We start from the raw sequence: 17,554 nt of genomic DNA on the forward strand, positions 1-17,554 counted from the left end.
CCTAAGCCTGCCAACATATCGCTGTATTTTAAATCTCGAAATGCACAAGGTTATTATTATTGTTAATGCTGAGGTAAACGCACAAGGAGCTATTTCTCTAGGTTCCCCTGCGACAAGAACTATGGTAACAGCTCTACAAAGAGCTATCTCGGCTGATTCTGACTCAACCGAGGTTGAGGTTATCTCAGCGGCTTCCTTGTGGTCTAATAGCTTGGCTTCTTCAAAGAAGAACTCTAATCTCATTTACTGTCCCCTAACCATTGAAATTCCTCCCAAATTTTTGTTTCCTGTGCAAAAACTTTATCAAGCTTGTAAAAACATCCCAGGACTACGACAATGGGTTGAACAAAATTTAGGATATAAAACCAGTATTCGAGATTCTTGGTTGGGAGATTTGTGGTTGCCTATCGTTGTGACAGGTGAACAAATGTTATATGGTTCAGTTATTGGTGAAGGAGCAATTCCTAATTCTTATGAGCAACCAGTTGAGTTGGAGCGTAAAGTGGAAAAATCTCTTCACTCTCTAGCTCAGGAGTTACTAACTTCCCTTGATGCTTCCCCTTCAGTCTATCTAGTCCAGTTTCGCTTATTAAGAAATGAAATTATTTTTGACCGACTCTGGCCATTTCCGGCAGCTCCAGCTATCGCTTCTCTAAGATATCAACAACCAGATTTATTTATTTGTCATTGGTATTGTCTTACTCAAAAACCTATCGTACAGGTAACAACCTAATGAGTTCTAATAAGTTAAATTTATCCAAATCTTGAAAAGAAGAATATAGTCAATAATTTCGCTATTTAAAAGCTATAAATAATTCTAGAAAATCCTAGATAGGTTTCAGCTATGCATCAACTGATACCCCAAATTTTAGTCCAATTCTAGAAATTTTCTCCCGCAACGCGAAACAAAATTATTGCTGTTTTGGAAAAACACTTTTTTATTTTGATCGAGTCCATTCCCATTTTACTTGTGGGCTTAATTATGGCTCCGTTTGCTATAAGTAACCTATATAAACTATTTAAATAAGCTAACATTTATAACAGAATTACTAACTAGATTGGCAGTCGATAAGAAGATGCATTAATCCCCATTGACAAACGAATTAGGAATTGGTGAATTTGTGTATTGACAGTTCTCTTGTTTGCAGTAGTGTCGCGTGTTTAAACAGTCTCAATCTACAATAGGTGTCATAACTACTCGATGTCTTAATCGTAGAAGTTATAGCCTTTTAGCAAAATTTATCAGGGCTATAATTTTACTGGGTGTTGCTTGGGGATTTGCCACTTCAACTAAAATGATTGCGACTTCATGATTCTAGTTGACTTAAGGTATTGATGAATGATTACGGTCATCGACAGAAGTCCCAGACCAAGATAATCAACTGATCTTGATAAAATACTATTGGTAATGTTCTCCATGAGTTTATCTTTCTTCTATTTTTACTGTCGATCCTTAGTGCCCTCATAGAGGAAACATTGGTCTCCGTTCAGGGGCTCATTGACGATGTATCTTTTTAGGATTATACGTAGTACAATACTGGCAATACTTATTGGGGCACTTGATTGGAATCACTGCTCAGATGGTGCAGCGCGTTGTCACAAATTTTTTATCAGTCACAGGAGTCAATCAAGTTAGGGCTAAATTTGTGAGATAGATTTTTTTCAACAGTAGGGATAATCTATCTCACAAATTTTGAAAACTATTGTTTTATCATACCCTAATCCTAATTCTAGTGGCTAGAATCGCTCTCAATGTCCTGTAAATTGCCATTATTTTAGTGTCAGCAATTGCTCTATTTAATCAAATATTGAACTTTATTACCTAAATTAGTTACGATAACGGTATTTTTAGCAATTGCTTATGGGTGTAAATAATTTCCGTGGGAAATGGTCGGTAGTATTCTCAAATTAGTGTTGAGTCTAACAATATTTTGATTTTGCAATGGTTGGGACTAATTAAGTTGGAGATCGTCTCTTTTACACCTGAAACAACAGCCATAGAATCTAGAGTAAGCGAAACTCAGTTAACGATTTCTAGTAAACTCCTCTTAGGATTTATGAAAATCACATCTTAGTAGTAATGTTGGTGGTTGCTTTAACAGCCGTTGATTGATCTACTGTAAATAGAGATACTTAGAACTGTTTTTGGTACTTATATTACTGATTTGACTTCAAGTGTTTCTAAAGACTATCATTTTGTACTTGGAGCTATACTCATCCAATCTGGCTTTCAGTGTGATTATTAGTTCAGGGACTGGACTCCTTAAATCAATTTTCTTAGTAATACAGCTCTGATTTCTATTATTATCTTTGTCGTTACTATGGCACTCTGCAATAGATTAGACTGGCTCCCGATATTGTAAATCTAGTATTTGATTTGTCAGTAGGGGGACATTGTAGCGGTGATTACTTTCGCTTCCGGATTAGGAGGATGCGAAATAGCCGCGGGACAGTTACGAAAATAGTTAAATAATTCAAACCAAAATTAAAAACAATAAATTAGTTGGTTGATTATAACCTTTATTAATTGATTTTAATCCTTTTTAAGGATAAAAACGTTAATCCCTAACGATTCTGATACACTAATCCTAGTCGAAGTATTTATTTTCTCTATCACTCAACAAGGAATTTTATCAATGGGATTAGTGATTAGTACCGTCAACATGAAAGGGGGAGTCGGTAAAACAACCCTGACAGTTAATTTAGCTACTTGTTTGGCTAAATATCATGGAAAGCGGGTACTGGTGTTAGACTTAGATTCTCAAATTAGTGCAACCCTCAGTCTAATGTCACCTCATGAGTTTGCCAAAACTAGAAGAAAACGTCGCACTTTGAGCTATTTACTTAATAACATTGTTCAACCAAATCCCTATAGTAAACTAGATGTTCACGATATAGTCCAACCCTATATTTGCAATATAGAAGGGTTGGACTTATTGCCAGGAGACTTGGAACTTTATGACGAATATGTTGTCTCAGAAACTCTACACAAACAGGCATCAATTGTTGGTAATCTTGATTTTAAGACGGTGTGGAACCACTTTGAAAGAGTCTTGATCAAGAAAATTATTACATCAGTTATTGAACACTATGACCTAATCATAATGGACTGTGCTCCTGGTTACAATCTGTTAACTCGAAGTGGTTTAGCTGCTAGCCATTATTACTTACTTCCCGCACGTCCTGAACCTTTATCAGTGGTTGGAATACAGCTTTTAGAACGACGCATTGCTAAACTCAAAGAAAGTCATCAAAAAACTGATCCTTTAAATCTAAATTTATTGGGCGTTGTGTTTATTTCATCAGGAGGAGGCCTGCTCAGCCGTTATTATAACCGCGTGATGAAGAGGGTTCAACAGGATTTTAACCCTTATCAGTTGTTTGATACTTCAATTCCTATGGATGTTAATGTGGCTAAAGCAGTTGATAGTTTTCGTCCCGTAGTGACAGCTATGCCGAATTCTAGCGGTTCCAAAGCTTTTATTAAATTAACTCAAGAGTTTTTAAGTAAGCTACCTTAATTATCAATAGGGGAAGTTTTAGAAGATTAATGTACAGTAATATTTTTTCCATAGAAAAACTAATCTAATTGAAGTTAACTTTAGAAGGTACTAATCTACACACAGCCAATTTAGGCAGGATTTTTTCTCGTAATGCTACTCGTAATGCTAACTTTCGCAATGTGGACTTTACCTGACTATTTATTTGAGAGTAATATTAAAAAATATAAATTGAATTAATGCTTTTTTAGACTAAGCTGGTTTAAGTAGATTCTGACTTAAAAAATGTGCATTTTGAGTGAGGCTTATCTCATTAATTGTTATTTGTTTGATACGTAGGTAAACTTAAATAAGTATGAAATAGAAAAGTAGTTTAAAAATAACAATTGTTGAATACGAACTTTTTTGAAAATCTAGCTAATAGAATATAGAAGGATAAGCATTACAAAAGTTGACTCACTACTCAATATTTTCTTTTTTAAAAAACTTAAAACGAAGAATAGATAAAGTCTCTTTAAGAGCTCTTAAAAGAGAATGAAAACTTATAGTAACTAACGATTATCTAATCATAAAATAAAAAAGAATTTGATTTATTTAGGCAATAAATTACAAAAATTTTAGAGAAATTGTAAATATAAAAGAATGAAAATTAGGACATAGTTAAATCTTTATCAAAAAAAGAGTCTAAAAAAGTAGATAAATCTTATGTTAATGCGCTTATGTTAATACTCAGACTAAGTTAATAAATCTTAAAAAGATAAAGAAATGAGTACAGTAATTAAATTTTTGTAAAAATGAAAAAAATTATCTCTATACACTCTACTAGCTCATAATTTAGAACTAAATTTAATGGATAATAGAAAAGAAATGGCACAAAATGAAACCTAATAAAAAATCCGAAAGGATATTTAAAGATAAATATAATTTAGCTAATGTATTTAAATGGAGTCTTGATTGAAACAAATACTTCAAAAGATATAAATTTAAGGGATATCAATTTAAATGAAGCTAAAGTTTTCAGAAAAATAGATTATTAGAAGTAACTTTTATTAAGTTATTTCTAATAAATATCATATTTAGATAACTTAATAAGTATTGAAATAATTATCCTAGATAAGGATAATTAAGTAAAGGTTAAATAACGATTAGCTAGATTAGCTAAAGTTATAAAAATAAAAGTTAAAATTCTAACTTTAGAAATTATCTAAAAAAAATTATTATTTATACTTCAAGTGTATAGTACAAATAAAACTAGTATAAAGCATAACTTATCAGCATTTTTTAACGGAAGCTTATATTTTATTACACTAGCTGTTCCTGAAATTTCTAACTATCAGTAATTAGAAATTTTTATTACAGAGAAACTTCTGGAATTTCTTTAAATATAGATAGCCAATCTTTTTTTACTTCATTTAGTTTTTTCTCCCAAGATTGCTCAGAACCCAATAGCTGATAATGAGGACAGCTTGTTTGACAATTGGCAAGATGAGGAAAATTAATGTTTTCTTGAGTATATTCATTGAACCAATTCTTGAGTTGGTTTAAAAGTATTGTTAAATCTTCATGATTTTTTTTATGTTTATCTCTATCATAAAAAAAAGTTAAAGATTGAGGTTTTGTCGGAAGTTTCACAAACCAATAAGTTAGAGAAATATGTTCAGGGGAATAGTCAGAAGTTTCTGCTAACACATATAAATAAAGTCGAGTTTGCCAATGATTAGCTAATTTTTCTGGATTTTCTGGCTTAAGATAAGTCTTCCAATCTAAAATCTCAGCTTTTTCTGGCTCAGCAATTAATAAATCATAAATAACGGTCAATAAATATCCTTGAAACTCAAGATTACGACAGTGTTCAGCTTCTTTCCAACTATTTTTAGAAGGATTTCTCAGGCTAGGGATAGCATTAATTAATGCGTTTAAAGAGTTTTGCATTTGTTTATCTTTAGCCACAAGCAACTCGATTGATAATCCTAATTCATGCTGTTGCATTAGTTGGTGAAATTGATTTCCCCAAGATAATTTTTCCTGTTTTTCTGGACTTAAAGGAGTACCCAACTGTTCTAGATAAACACGTTGGAATTGAGGAGGACAAGTTTCTAATAAATTCAAATGGGATTGAGATAGATGAATTAAACTAATATCTTTCATTAGATCCAAAAATTGATGATTTTTCGTCGAAAACTTCCAAAATAGAAATATACTAAATTTAGGGATTGATACCTCTAATTTACTAGTATCTGAGCTTCTATTTATGACTTAATGGATGCTGTTTTAATCACTAAAACTGCTTACTTGCTAATGTTTTTCTCTCTTATATCTCTTATACTTTTAAGATAAAAGACAACAGCCTTCAACAGATAAATTCTATAATAATTGTCCTTGTAACTTTTTAAAATTAATTAATAATTATCTCACATAAATCCTCATTAATAATTAATTATATATTTTAATTACTATGACTTATACAACCAATCCTCGGTGGACTTCTTCTACTTTAAAAAACCAAAGTCATTATCATTGATCATTAAACCTTCAGAAAGGGACTATTAGAGTCATATTGTCATAGCTCAACTTCCTTAAGAGTAAGAGAGTTGAAAATTACTTTTAAGACGAAAGAGAATTAATGATTTTCGACCTCCATCAGGATAGTAGTCAAGAAAGACCTAAAAAATATGGAAAAAATTTAAGCTAAATAATAAATATACTTGGACTGAATCAAGATAAAAAGTGCAAGATTACTTAATAATAAGTTTTATTAAGTAAAAGTTATTCTATGGTCACAGTTGCATTTCTTTAATCTCCCATATGTTTTTATTAATTTCGTTCTAGTTAAAAGATTTAAAACTAATAAGAAAGAGTCATCTTAGATGTCAAGTTTTTAAAAAATAAAAAATAAAACAAGCTAATAAAAAAAATTGACTTCAATTTTAAATGGGTCTATACACTGTTAAGTGATTTTTTCATATTTTTAACTTTAGTATTGTTTCAAGTTTAAACAATAAACTAAATTATCACCATCGGCATAATTTCCATTCTTAATTACATGTCACAAAGTCTAAATTTTATAAATTGTTTGTATTTAAACTGAATCGTACTATTTTTTAGTCTAACTTAGAATAACAGTTCTTAGAAAATTTTATAAAAAATACAAAATAGATTTGAGGATAACTTAATAGGTAAAAATAATGTTCTGCTATTAATTAGCATATTCAATTTGAAATCTTAGTATCGTATAAAAATATAGATATTTTGCAATAGCAATACTTGATATAGTATTGGAATTCACAGGTTCAATGTCATTTCAACTAGACATAAACCATCTAAACTATTCGGTGTCCTTATCAATAAACATTAAGTTTTACAATAAACCTTATAATAAGATAGCCAACCCACACTACATAAATCTCTTAAAATATAGTTTACAGTTATAGAATAAACGGCGTGATCATAATCATCACATTATTCTTGATTCTTAAACTATAAATTTTAGTTAGCTTAATTTCACTAATGAGTATCTTAAATGTGCGAATATTCAAGATACTCATTTTTATACGCAAAACTAATTTAAGCAGGACTTTCCTTTATTAAGGCTACTCTTTTTTGAGTAAAGTTGATCCAAAATAAGTTAACCTCAGTAGTTGTCATCTAAGATTCACACTTAGTTAATAGTAATCTTAGATAAGTTAACTCAGAAAAAATCAATCTCAGTAATTCTACTTTAATCATAGCTAATTTACCTGATGTTGATTGAAGTAATTATCTGGTTTTTAGCAAAACTCTAAAATAGACTAAATTAACAGCATTTATTGCTGATTACAGAGTATTGAATAACTTGATTAATGGTTAAGTTAAAAAGTATAAATTAATCCCAAAGTAGATACTACTTTAATTTTTCTAAATAAATAAATTACCGAAAATAATTTTTGTTCAATAGATAAAATAAGTTAGATAAATATACTAATTATTTAGATTTGAGATTGAAACTATAACTTCAGTACTTATAAGAAAATACTCTGAAATCAACGCATTCAGATTATACTTTAAACAATCTGCGAGTCTGTCCTGTACAATCAGTGATCTTATGATAAAGAGGTAGTGATTAAAGAATACCAAAGTTTAAATAATAGCAAAATCTTAAGCACTTATTTAAACGTCAGTAACAGATAAGAAATTAAAGAAAATTTCTGCTTCGGTCTATATGGCAATTAATTATATAATTTTTAATTATTTTTATCTACATAGTTGGGGGAACGAGTAATATTTGTGCCATTCAACCGATTAACTTTACTGCTACAATTCCTCTCTTTAGTTAATTTTTTTCCCTTGACATTATGTTACTATTAAATTGATATTTAATAATTAGTGGACAAATATTATTCCTCAATCTACTGAACACATTACTTATATTTTGTTTGTTTAGGTTTAATTACTTTCTAGTATTAACTAATACTCTTCTAATCAACAATGTTAACTTATTTAGATTTAAATAAGTTAACCTTCATCGGCAAGGTAAAGAATAGATTTTTTTTGAATTGTAATTTTTATCTCTCTATACTTTGGTTGCTCGGTTAACAGTTTGTTCAAGATCTCGAACTTTCTTTCCCCTCCATAGCAAACGAATAGGAGTTCCCGGAAAACCTAATTGCTGACGGAATTGACCTTCAATATAACGACGATAATTGTCGTTAAACCGTTTCGGATCATTGACAAATAAAGCAATAGTTGGGGGTTGACTTGATACCTGGGTTCCATAATAAATTTTTCCCTGTTTTCCTTGACGATTTGTAGGAGGAGAATGCCAACCAACTGCTTCTTGCAAAACCTCATTAATTACAGCTGTACTCACGCGACGACGGTGTTCTTCAGCTGAACTTTGAACTAAACTGAGAACTTTGTTAACTCGTTGACCTGTCATTGCACTAACAAAAATAATAGGAGACCATTCCATAAAGTAAAGTCGAGAAAATATCTGTGTTTTATACTCATAAATAGTGTAGGAATTTTTATCAACAGTATCCCATTTATTAACTACAATTACAGCTGCGCGACCTTCATTGATAATTCTGTCTGCTAATTTTAGGTCTTGCTCCGTTATTCCATCAATCGCATCAATCACAAATAACACAACATCAGAACGGCAAATAGCTTTAAAAGAACGATTAATACTAAAAAATTCTGCTCCATATTCAACATTCTTTTTACGACGAATTCCCGCCGTATCAATTAACCGATAGCTTTGTCCATTCTCTTCAACCACCGTATCGATCGCATCTCTTGTAGTTCCTGAAATAGGACTAACAATTGCCCGTTTTTTTCCTAAGAAAGCATTCAAAAGACTAGATTTTCCCACATTAGGACGGCCAATAATTGCTACACCAATTTCATTGGTGTCGGTTAATTCTTCGGAATGAGGAAGATAGGAAATTAAATCGTCTAAAAGTTCTCCTGTCCCACTACCATGAATTCCTGAGATTGGATAAGGATTTCCTAACCCTAACTCCCAAAATTGTGCCGCTTGAATAATTCCCTGTTCCACAGATTCACACTTATTGACAGCTAACAACACAGGGACGGATTGTTGACGTAACCAACTTGCAATTTCATGATCGCCAGCCGTGGGTCCAGTTTGTCCATCCACAACAAAAATAGTTGCACTTGATTCATTTAAAGCTGCCATAGCTTGTTCTCGAATTAACGGCAAAAATTCGGTGTCATCTTCGAATACCAATCCTCCCGTATCTACTACCTGAAAGTCCCGATCTTGCCAAAAAGAAGGCCGATAAGTACGATCACGAGTAATTCCTGGCTCATCATGGACAATAGCCTGTTGATCTCCTGCTAATCTATTAACTAGGGTTGATTTGCCCACATTAGGCCGTCCGATAATAGCAACAATAGGTAGTGGCATAATTTTTCTCTCAATTCTGAACAAAAATACTACAGATTTTTAAAAATTAACTAAGGTACACCTTGATTTATCTTCCATTCGATGATTCTATGAAAACTAGCAACCTCTATATCTCACTAAAGGAAAGGACTACCATAGACGAGCACCGTTCACTAATCTCTAATCCTATTTTAGAAAAAACTAATAATTACAACAACGATAACTATCACTATTTTAATCGTATTTAAACTGCAACCAATAGTTAATACTAGTTATTTTTCCGTTAGTCTTGTCCATCTCAACAGTGACCTCAAAATCAATAAAACTTACTATATATGCGATATTTCCAGTACGGAAGGTTAATCAAATAAAACAACAAACCATAACAATTAATTGAAGATGCAAATTATGTCTACTCAACAACAGGCTCATATTTTAATGATGCATCCCATTCATGGTTCAATTAGCGGGGATTATTATGATAAGAGAACCCCTCAATAATCTTTTTTTTATAACTTCCCATTTCCTTGAACCACATGTTTAAGGGTTGTAAATGTTTCTAGAGAAATCAAGCCTCTATGGTGTCCTTTTTGATTGGAGACTCCTAGAAAGAGGGATTCTCCTTGCTTGGGATAACGAGAAAAACGAGGAGAAGCATTAATATAAACCAGAGCACTGTCAACTTCCATAGCAAATTGACGACTTTCTGGGTAAGAATCTGTCACTAGACAATCGGCATGGCCACTACTATATTGATTTATCCAGCCAATTCCTTCAGATAAATCATTAACTACCTTAAAAGCGATAATCCTATCAAGATAAGGATTTCCCCATTCCGACGATTTAACAGGATTGAGATAATCAGAAAACTCTGCTGATAAGTCTCCATCACCACGTAATTGAAATCCTTTTCCTCGTAGAGTGTTGAATAACCTCACTAAAATAGATGGATTGTGTAAGGGACTAATTAAAACTTTTTCAATGGCATTAACAGGATCAGGTTCGCTAGCGTGGCTATCAAGAATAACCCATCGTACTAAATCTAAATCTACTGTGGGAGACCAATAAAGATAACAATTTCCCATCGCTGACTTAAGTACAGGGGCCGTCGCTAAGCGAGTTACCTGATCGACTAAACTAGGACGACCATAGGGCACCACTAAACTAAGATACTGATCCTGGGTTACTAAATCTTGAATGGAAGCCCCCTCATCCCCTGAAAGAACTTCCAGACATCCCCTCGGTAATTTGACTTGCTCAAGGGCAACTTGGAGAATTTCAGCAATAACGGCATTGGAATGAGTAGATGATCCACAACCTCTTAATATTAAACTGTTGCCTGTTTTTAGACAAAAACCAGCAGTGATTGCCCCCAATTCAGGAAAAGTTTCGTAAATCAAGGTAATGACTCCTAAGGGCATTAGTTGACAATAGGTCTGGGATGCACTTAGGGGATAGGGTGCGTGAAAGACTCGTCGAATTGGGTCAGGGACTTCAGCTAAACGTTCTAAAATAGAGACTACCTGATGAAGTCGTTCAGGGGTCAATTTGAGCCAATCAATTAGAAGATCCGGAACTGCCATTTCCCTGCTCATTTCGAGGTCAAGTGTATTAGCCTCCAAAATGTCATCAAAGGCTTGGTTTATTCCTTGAGCCATAGCACGGATGCCTTGGCTACGATGAATACTATCAATTGTTTCCAGGGCGAGAAAAGCATTATGAGCCCGTTGAACAGATGTCAGAAGTACGTTAGGAGAGCTTTCTATTGCCATAGAGTTTGCATCAACGCCGATAGGCTAACAAAAAAATTATTGCCGATAACGTTACTAATAGTCCCATAAGAACAATTCAGATTACCATACTGAGACTGGCGAGCAATCGTAGTACTAACCAGCTCCATCCAATTGAGGACTACTATCATCCCTGATGTTATTCGTAAATAATCGTCTCCGAAGCTAGGTAACACGCCTAGCCAGCAGAAATAATCTGTCCAACGCCAAGATCGCTCACACGGGCTGCTCGACGGCAGCTGTTCAATAATCTGTCCATTTTCTTCGAATACAAATATTGGATGACACCGATCACGTCCGAAAAACTTAGTAAGAATAATAGGGAAGAGAGGACCTCGCCGCCGACAGAGACAGGAATAGTCATTACTTAAATCAATTTTTGTAGGCTCTTGAGGTTGCACAAGCGTCAGTTGAGTTGCTCCAAAATTTGCGCCATGTGTATATAGTAAAGTCCCCAATTCTTGGACACTAACACTAAATCTTCGCTTAATCAACCCCTTTACTCCCCCTCTCCCTCAAGGCTATAGTTAATGACTGTCACTAATCTTAGAAGGTCAGCAGTCGTTGAGCTTTGTCTTGCAATGTTTTTTCAGACTTTCCGAAGCGGGTAACGCGATTCGAACGCGCGACATTCACCTTGGCAAGGTGACGCTCTACCGCTGAGCTATACCCGCAACTTCTTCTGACAAAGTCTTATTGTTTCATAAACAATAAGACTTTGTCAACTCTTTTTGAACTGCCTTTAGTTTAGGATACTAAAAACTACATCCCACAGCTCAAGCGCGTAGAATCTAGTTTTCTAGACTAAAGTAGGAGTAACGGTATTGTGTCATGATTCTTGGTGGTAATATGCGTAAAGTGTTTTTTGGTGTTTCTTACTTAGAACTTTCTAGAATTCTGTATTTTTAAGAATGGCTGGTAAATTCTTTCTAAGACATTTTTTACGGTGAAAAAACTTTACCCAGTTGAACTCAATAAAGGACGATAGCATGTTTAATAGTAGGCTAATTCGAATTACTAAAAACTTTAACAACACTTCAGTCTACTGTCGGTTGGTCAGTCGACCTTGAACAGATGCTTTTCGAGGGGATTCTAGACGGGGTTTTCGGTCAGTAATGGTCTAAAACTTAATGGACCAAATTAACTGAGAATCCTATGCTGTTTACCTGTGATAGTATCAAGATGTCGTAGTGATTGGCTGGAGGTATCCCATATGGGAGTCTGGATTATAACGGTTGGTGTTCTTTTTGTTTTCGTTCGATTATTTCAGTGGTTTCAGGGGTTTATGCTTCCTTTTCCTATTTATCTTTTAGCTGGAGCTTTTTTAGCGATCGCTTCCAACTATGAAAAGGGACTGGGTGCATTACTCAAACAGATTCATACGACATCCGACTCCTCCCAGTAATATTTAATCTGGTTGTTAATATCGACTAAAAGGTCAGAAGGGGGAATTTTAGGGAGATCAACTTAAAAAGTTATAAGAGGAAATAGCAATTGGGCTTGAGACAAAACCTCAACTATAAGGCTGTACGCCACCCGCTATCGTTACAAGGAGGTCAGCTGGGCTGTCCTTAAATTAGCTTAGCCGAAATTATACTTGAATAGAAACCTCGGTAGCAGCGGTTATTTTTTTATAAGTTTCTCTCATTTTAAGTCCTACTAACACTTGAAACAAACCTGTTCCGTTATTAGAACCTGGATAATCTTTATGGTGAAGTAACAACTCTGTCATTTCACCATAATAGTTTGTCCCAGTTTTACTCAGATGGCTTTCGATATAAATCATTTCTTCAAGATTATCAAATTGACCATCTAATTCTAAGATAGAGACTTCATTTCCCATAAAATTATCGGGTCCGTAGTACATCTTAATCCCTGGATAGGCACAAGTGAGTTTACGACCACAGGGTCGCCAATCAATAGTAGACCCTTCATCAAACAAATAGGCAGGTTCGAAATAGGCGATCTCTTCTTTTTCGATCAAACGTACCCGTAAAAGCTTACTTTCGTGATCTTCAAGTAGTTGAGTCGGTAACACCTGGATAACAACATCTGCGTATTGTTTCTGCGGGTCAATATAAGCGTTAAAATCAGGTTTTCTAGCGTTAATCGAGGCTAGTACGTCTTCGTAGGTGTGACCCCGTTCGGCCATATCGCGCTGGATTTTCCAATTTATTTTAACTTCATTTTCAATATCAAGATAAACACTAAAGTCAATTAATTCACGAACCCGCTGGTCATAGAGAGGATGTAACCCTTCAATGACAATCACTCTATTTGGTTCTACCCATTCTGATGGATCAATTATTCCAGTCTCATGATTATAAATTGGTTTATCAATGCCCTTGCCTGACTTAAGAGTTTTAATTTGCTCATACATTAGGTCAAAGTTATTAGCCTTAGGATTTAAGGCTGTTAATCCGGCTTTTTTTCTCCCTTGGCGATCAAGGTTATGGTAGTCGTCTAGGCAGATGACTACCATAAATTCTGTACCAAATAAATCTGTTAAGCGACGTAAAAAAGTTGACTTACCACAACCGGAATCTCCGGCGACCCCAATAACAACCACGCGATCTGGCTGAGTGGACATAGTTCCCCCTAAATGCAAAACACCAATTATTAACTTGGCTTCTTTCCCATGTCATCTAAATGCTCCAAACAATGAGACTTTAATATGTGAACTGTGGATTAATCTTTTTTCTAGAAGACCCTGACAAGTTCGAGTAAGTTAAGTATATGGTAGTGAACTACCGAACATTAAACTTTGTGATTTTAAAATTGGTCTTTAACTCAGAAGTCTGCTTGCTGTGCAAAGAGACACAAGAAGTCTTACACTCCGACGACAAACTGCCCCTTCGTTCTGATAGCGTAAATACGGTGTGCTCAAAACTTTATTTCTATTTAGTTTGGTTTTAGCTATCTACTTGCCGTGTCAGAATGTTTGAATTGTATCATAAGCAATTCCTACCCTTTCGAGTTAAAAATGACTTCTTACAGCCTCAAAATTTCTTAAAAGAGAATTAAATACAGACTATGAATCATACCAGAATCATATTCCTTTTTACAAAACCAATTCTTCCGAAAACCATTCTTTATTTGTTTAGAGAGAAATATATAAAAAGTTAGCTCTAATTTTTTAGTTAAAGTTAAAATAGCATATTCAAAATTTATTAGTCACAAGGTTAAATTATCATTCTTTCAGTATTAGATGACACAAGATATCCGTAACGTTCTCTCAATAAAAGATATATTAAATAATATTGAGTCGTTACATAACTTGTTGTCTGATGCTCAATATTGTTTTCTTGCTAAAAAGATTGACATCTCTACTGGTCTACACTAATGCTCTTAATCAAAATTAGAAAAAAATTTGCGAGAATAACAAATTGGAGAATTTACTGGATTAGAATCCCTGGGAGATTTTAATTAAACAACAGGAATTATAGCGATAATCTTCAGCTCGGATGGTTCCTGGGGAAGTTTGTCAGACATTTTTCAAGAATTTTCTCAAACCTATGGAAACTGCTTACTTTACCTTGCCTTATAAAAATGAGTTTTTAAAGCTGAGCATTATCCCTCAGAAAATCTGAGAGTCTTAGTTGATAAATTAGGATGGATGAAAGCCAGTTTCAGAGATATAACTGAAATTAATCCTAAAATCTTCAAAGAAAAAAACGAAAATGTTCTCCTGGTAAAAGCAGAAGCTCATCCAATAGTAAGGATACTGATTATTTTAGAACTAGTTGGCTATTTAATTCCATTAAATCGAAAAATCGTATTTGGACTAAGTGGGATTAATCTGTTTTTCAAACTGACCTTACCTCAAAATCATGAGTAAATACCTTCTTAAACTGTATATAACTGAAAACATTATGTATCTTCTAAAAAAGATCGCTGACTTATTTCGAAGTTACAATGAATAACTCGATAGTAAGTGTACCATTAAAATTATATTTACTCTCACCATAGTTAAACAATTACTTTTCCATTAAAAACTAATTTCGATAAATCTGTTTGTACTTACATCCTATATGAAAGAAAACCTCGGTATAAATCACACAGTTGCAAGGTTAATCTATTTTCACTAAAAAGTAAATATTTAGATAGAGTCTTTAATGATATAAAGTCTAATGATATAAAGTTCTCTACTTCAGAAATAATAAGAAATAGAAGGTTACATGATATTGCTCTAGAAATTACAGTGATTAAACAGACCGGTAATAGTGTTTTCACAAGAACTAAGATCCAGCTCAGAGTATACATAAGAATTCGCTCTGCAGACAGGAGTTTCAATGTGTTTTTTTGCGCACTTTCTAAGAAATTTCAGTCCCAAAACTAATTTCAGAAGACTGATAATCGGGGGGTTCGATATGAATCACCACTCGTACTGGACTAAAACGTTCTTCTAATCTCTTTTCTACTATTTCTGTAATATAATGAGAACCTTCCACATCTGGAGAATTTACCACCAAATGCATTTCAATAAACACTTGTCGTCCTAAAAGTCCCCGCGAAGCAATATCATGACAGTTGAGTACTCCAGGAACTCCCATCACAATTTCATGGATCGCTTCAGGAGCAATCACCATAACATCTACTAACCAAGGTACATTGCTTCGCAGCACCTGCCAACCACTGATAAACACCAAAAAGGCGACAGGAAAAGCTAATATAGCATCTAGCCACTGAAGTTGCGGTAAATTTAATTGTCTTGCTTGCCAAATTCCGATTAACCCTCCTAGTACCATAATTGTCACCCAAATGTCGCTCATGGTATGATAAGCGTCCGCCACTAAAATCGGACTGTTTAACCTTTTTCCCACACGACGTTCATAAAAAGCGACAAAAATGTTAACGCCCAAAACAATTAACAAAATCCATATTTGCGCTTCAGAGACCCTAACTTCTTGACCACCGGAATAGATTCTTTGAATTGTACCTTGAAGAATTTCAAAACAGGCGATGCCCAAAAAAGCTACAATTCCCAAGGTAGCTACTCCTTCATATTTCTGACGTCCGTAAGGGTGATGACGATTAGGTTGAGGAGAAGACAAACTATTGGCAATTAACCCCAAAATATTATTGGCACTATCTGTAATACTATGAATGGCATCCGCTTGTAAACTTAACGAACTAGTCATAATGCCTACTGTAGCCTTTAACCCCACCACAAACAGATTGAGAAACAGGGTGATGAGTAAGACCTGACGAACTTGAGAATGGTTATCTTGTACCACGGAGGTTAAATAAAGTGTCCAAGTCTTCGAGTCAGAGGTTTCTGACCTTTGTTCAGTTTTATTATACTGAGATTTTGCACTTCCTTGAAAACTAGCTAAAGAACGGAGATAATACTTTAACAAGCTAGGTAACAAAGAAAGAATTGACACACCACCCTGTTAAACTCTGTTGTAATGAGAAAATTTTTAGTTTTCGAGAAGTACTCGAAAAACTTACCGTTTTTTACCAAGTTTTTTCCTTTCAAAGTTTCGTAACATATCGGATTAATTAGATCTGAAATAACGCCAACGCATTTTTAATTGCCTTGTCTTTACATTGTCTTGACATTTTAAGAAGAAACTTTACAGTTATCAATTACTATTCTGATAGTTATTAGACTGTTTGTTTCTCTTTACACAAACGTTCTGATAATCTATATTGTACTTTTTTCATTTTTTAACTCTCTTTTAAGAGAGTTAATTGCCCACAGTACTGTTTCTTTGTCTCTTAAATCATGATTTAATTACGGTTTACAACTTATATCCGTTAATTTGTTGTGATAAATAACAAACAGATGTTTTTGACTGTTCCATAAGTCTAATTTTTTAGCTTTAAATCCGTCAGTAAATTTACTTTTATGTATATAAAATTCTAATCTATTAAATTAGAACTAACAGAACTACTATAGTGTTTAAACTTAGTAAAACTCTTCTTTCCTGTAATCTTATGGTAATAATTCTAATTAATTAATATGCCATATTTACATGATACTAACAGGCTTATAAATTTATTTGTTAAATACAAGAGATGTCTTTACTTTTAGCTATTTAAAAACGAAGTTTATGGAGATTATTATGGTCAGTATTCTTATTATTTATTCAATAACTAACGTAGGTATTACACACCAACTTGAGATGTCCTAATAGCTTAATTTAATCTCTGGTATTGCTCTGTGCTTCCATTTAGGAGTTTAGTTTAGACAAATAAGTAGATTGGTATATCTAAATAGTTATTTTTTTAAAAAAATGACTATTTTAGCCAATATTGTATTTAATTGCCTTGGTTAACTTGTATTGACTTCAAACATACTTTTTATAATTTAATTAATTTTTATCAAATGTTATTTTTCCTCTATTAAATAATAATACTAAAGCTGATTT

At 33.5% G+C, this 17,554-nt stretch carries 9 protein-coding genes and 1 tRNA gene; 3 read left to right on the top strand and 7 right to left on the bottom strand.

Features of this window, described 5'->3' with window-relative positions:
* Positions 1–40 precede the first annotated feature (40 nt).
* Both P3F56_RS07865 and P3F56_RS07870 read left to right on the top strand, forming a co-directional pair.
* The gene (locus tag P3F56_RS07865; RefSeq protein WP_281152338.1) at positions 41–733 is read left to right on the top strand and encodes a hypothetical protein; all 693 of its coding nucleotides are present in this window, start codon (positions 41–43) and stop codon (positions 731–733) included.
* A 1,903-nt stretch (positions 734–2,636) separates the two neighbouring features.
* Positions 2,637–3,521, top strand: a complete 885-nt coding sequence (locus P3F56_RS07870; RefSeq protein WP_281152339.1) for a ParA family protein — start codon at positions 2,637–2,639, stop codon at positions 3,519–3,521.
* 1,332 nt (positions 3,522–4,853) lie between these two features.
* On the opposite strand, the gene P3F56_RS07875 is transcribed toward P3F56_RS07870, so the two are convergent.
* The 5 genes from P3F56_RS07875 to P3F56_RS07895 form a co-directional block, all read right to left on the bottom strand.
* Positions 4,854–5,648, bottom strand: a complete 795-nt coding sequence (locus P3F56_RS07875) for a PD-(D/E)XK nuclease family protein (RefSeq protein ID WP_281152340.1) — start codon at positions 5,646–5,648, stop codon at positions 4,854–4,856.
* Positions 5,649–8,049: 2,401 nt separating this feature from the next.
* A complete protein-coding gene (gene der, locus P3F56_RS07880; protein ID WP_281152341.1) occupies positions 8,050–9,408 on the bottom strand; it encodes a ribosome biogenesis GTPase Der in 1,359 nt (452 codons plus the stop codon).
* Positions 9,409–9,896: 488 nt separating this feature from the next.
* Entirely contained in the window at positions 9,897–11,159 is a 1,263-nt protein-coding gene (locus P3F56_RS07885) for a glutamate-5-semialdehyde dehydrogenase (protein WP_281152342.1), read from the bottom strand.
* The gene (locus P3F56_RS07890; protein WP_281152343.1) at positions 11,150–11,671 is read right to left on the bottom strand and encodes a hypothetical protein; all 522 of its coding nucleotides are present in this window, start codon (positions 11,669–11,671) and stop codon (positions 11,150–11,152) included. The genes P3F56_RS07885 and P3F56_RS07890 overlap by 10 nt, the downstream gene beginning before the upstream one ends.
* Positions 11,672–11,779: 108 nt before the next feature.
* A tRNA-Gly gene (locus tag P3F56_RS07895) sits at positions 11,780–11,851 on the bottom strand.
* Between the two features lie 494 nt (positions 11,852–12,345).
* On the opposite strand from P3F56_RS07895, the gene P3F56_RS07900 reads away from it, so the two are divergent.
* On the top strand, positions 12,346–12,582 hold the full coding sequence (locus P3F56_RS07900) for a hypothetical protein (RefSeq protein WP_342637138.1): 237 nt from the start codon (positions 12,346–12,348) through the stop codon (positions 12,580–12,582).
* A 186-nt stretch (positions 12,583–12,768) separates the two neighbouring features.
* Here P3F56_RS07900 and P3F56_RS07905 read toward each other — a convergent pair whose 3' ends face one another.
* Positions 12,769–13,767: a phosphoribulokinase gene (locus tag P3F56_RS07905; protein WP_281152344.1), complete on the bottom strand. Its 999-nt coding sequence runs from the start codon at positions 13,765–13,767 to the stop codon at positions 12,769–12,771.
* Between the two features lie 1,723 nt (positions 13,768–15,490).
* Positions 15,491–16,414 (bottom strand): cation diffusion facilitator family transporter, encoded by a 924-nt coding sequence (locus P3F56_RS07910; protein WP_281153769.1) that lies wholly within the window; start codon positions 16,412–16,414, stop codon positions 15,491–15,493.
* Between the last annotated feature and the right edge of the window lie 1,140 nt (positions 16,415–17,554).

It is taken from the genome of cyanobacterium endosymbiont of Epithemia clementina EcSB (assembly GCF_029919255.1).
In the GTDB taxonomy this organism is placed as follows: Bacteria; Cyanobacteriota; Cyanobacteriia; order Cyanobacteriales; family Microcystaceae; genus Rippkaea.

Excerpts from the sequence above, each read along its gene's own strand:
- P3F56_RS07885 (WP_281152342.1), bottom strand. The coding sequence starts at position 11,159 with ATGGCAATAGAAAGCTCTCCTAACGTACTTCTGACATCTGTTCAACGG.
- der (WP_281152341.1), bottom strand. The coding sequence starts at position 9,408 with ATGCCACTACCTATTGTTGCTATTATCGGACGGCCTAATGTGGGCAAA.
- P3F56_RS07905 (WP_281152344.1), bottom strand. The coding sequence starts at position 13,767 with ATGTCCACTCAGCCAGATCGCGTGGTTGTTATTGGGGTCGCCGGAGAT.
- P3F56_RS07865 (WP_281152338.1), top strand. The coding sequence starts at position 41 with ATGCACAAGGTTATTATTATTGTTAATGCTGAGGTAAACGCACAAGGA.
- P3F56_RS07875 (WP_281152340.1), bottom strand. The coding sequence starts at position 5,648 with ATGAAAGATATTAGTTTAATTCATCTATCTCAATCCCATTTGAATTTA.
- P3F56_RS07870 (WP_281152339.1), top strand. The coding sequence starts at position 2,637 with ATGGGATTAGTGATTAGTACCGTCAACATGAAAGGGGGAGTCGGTAAA.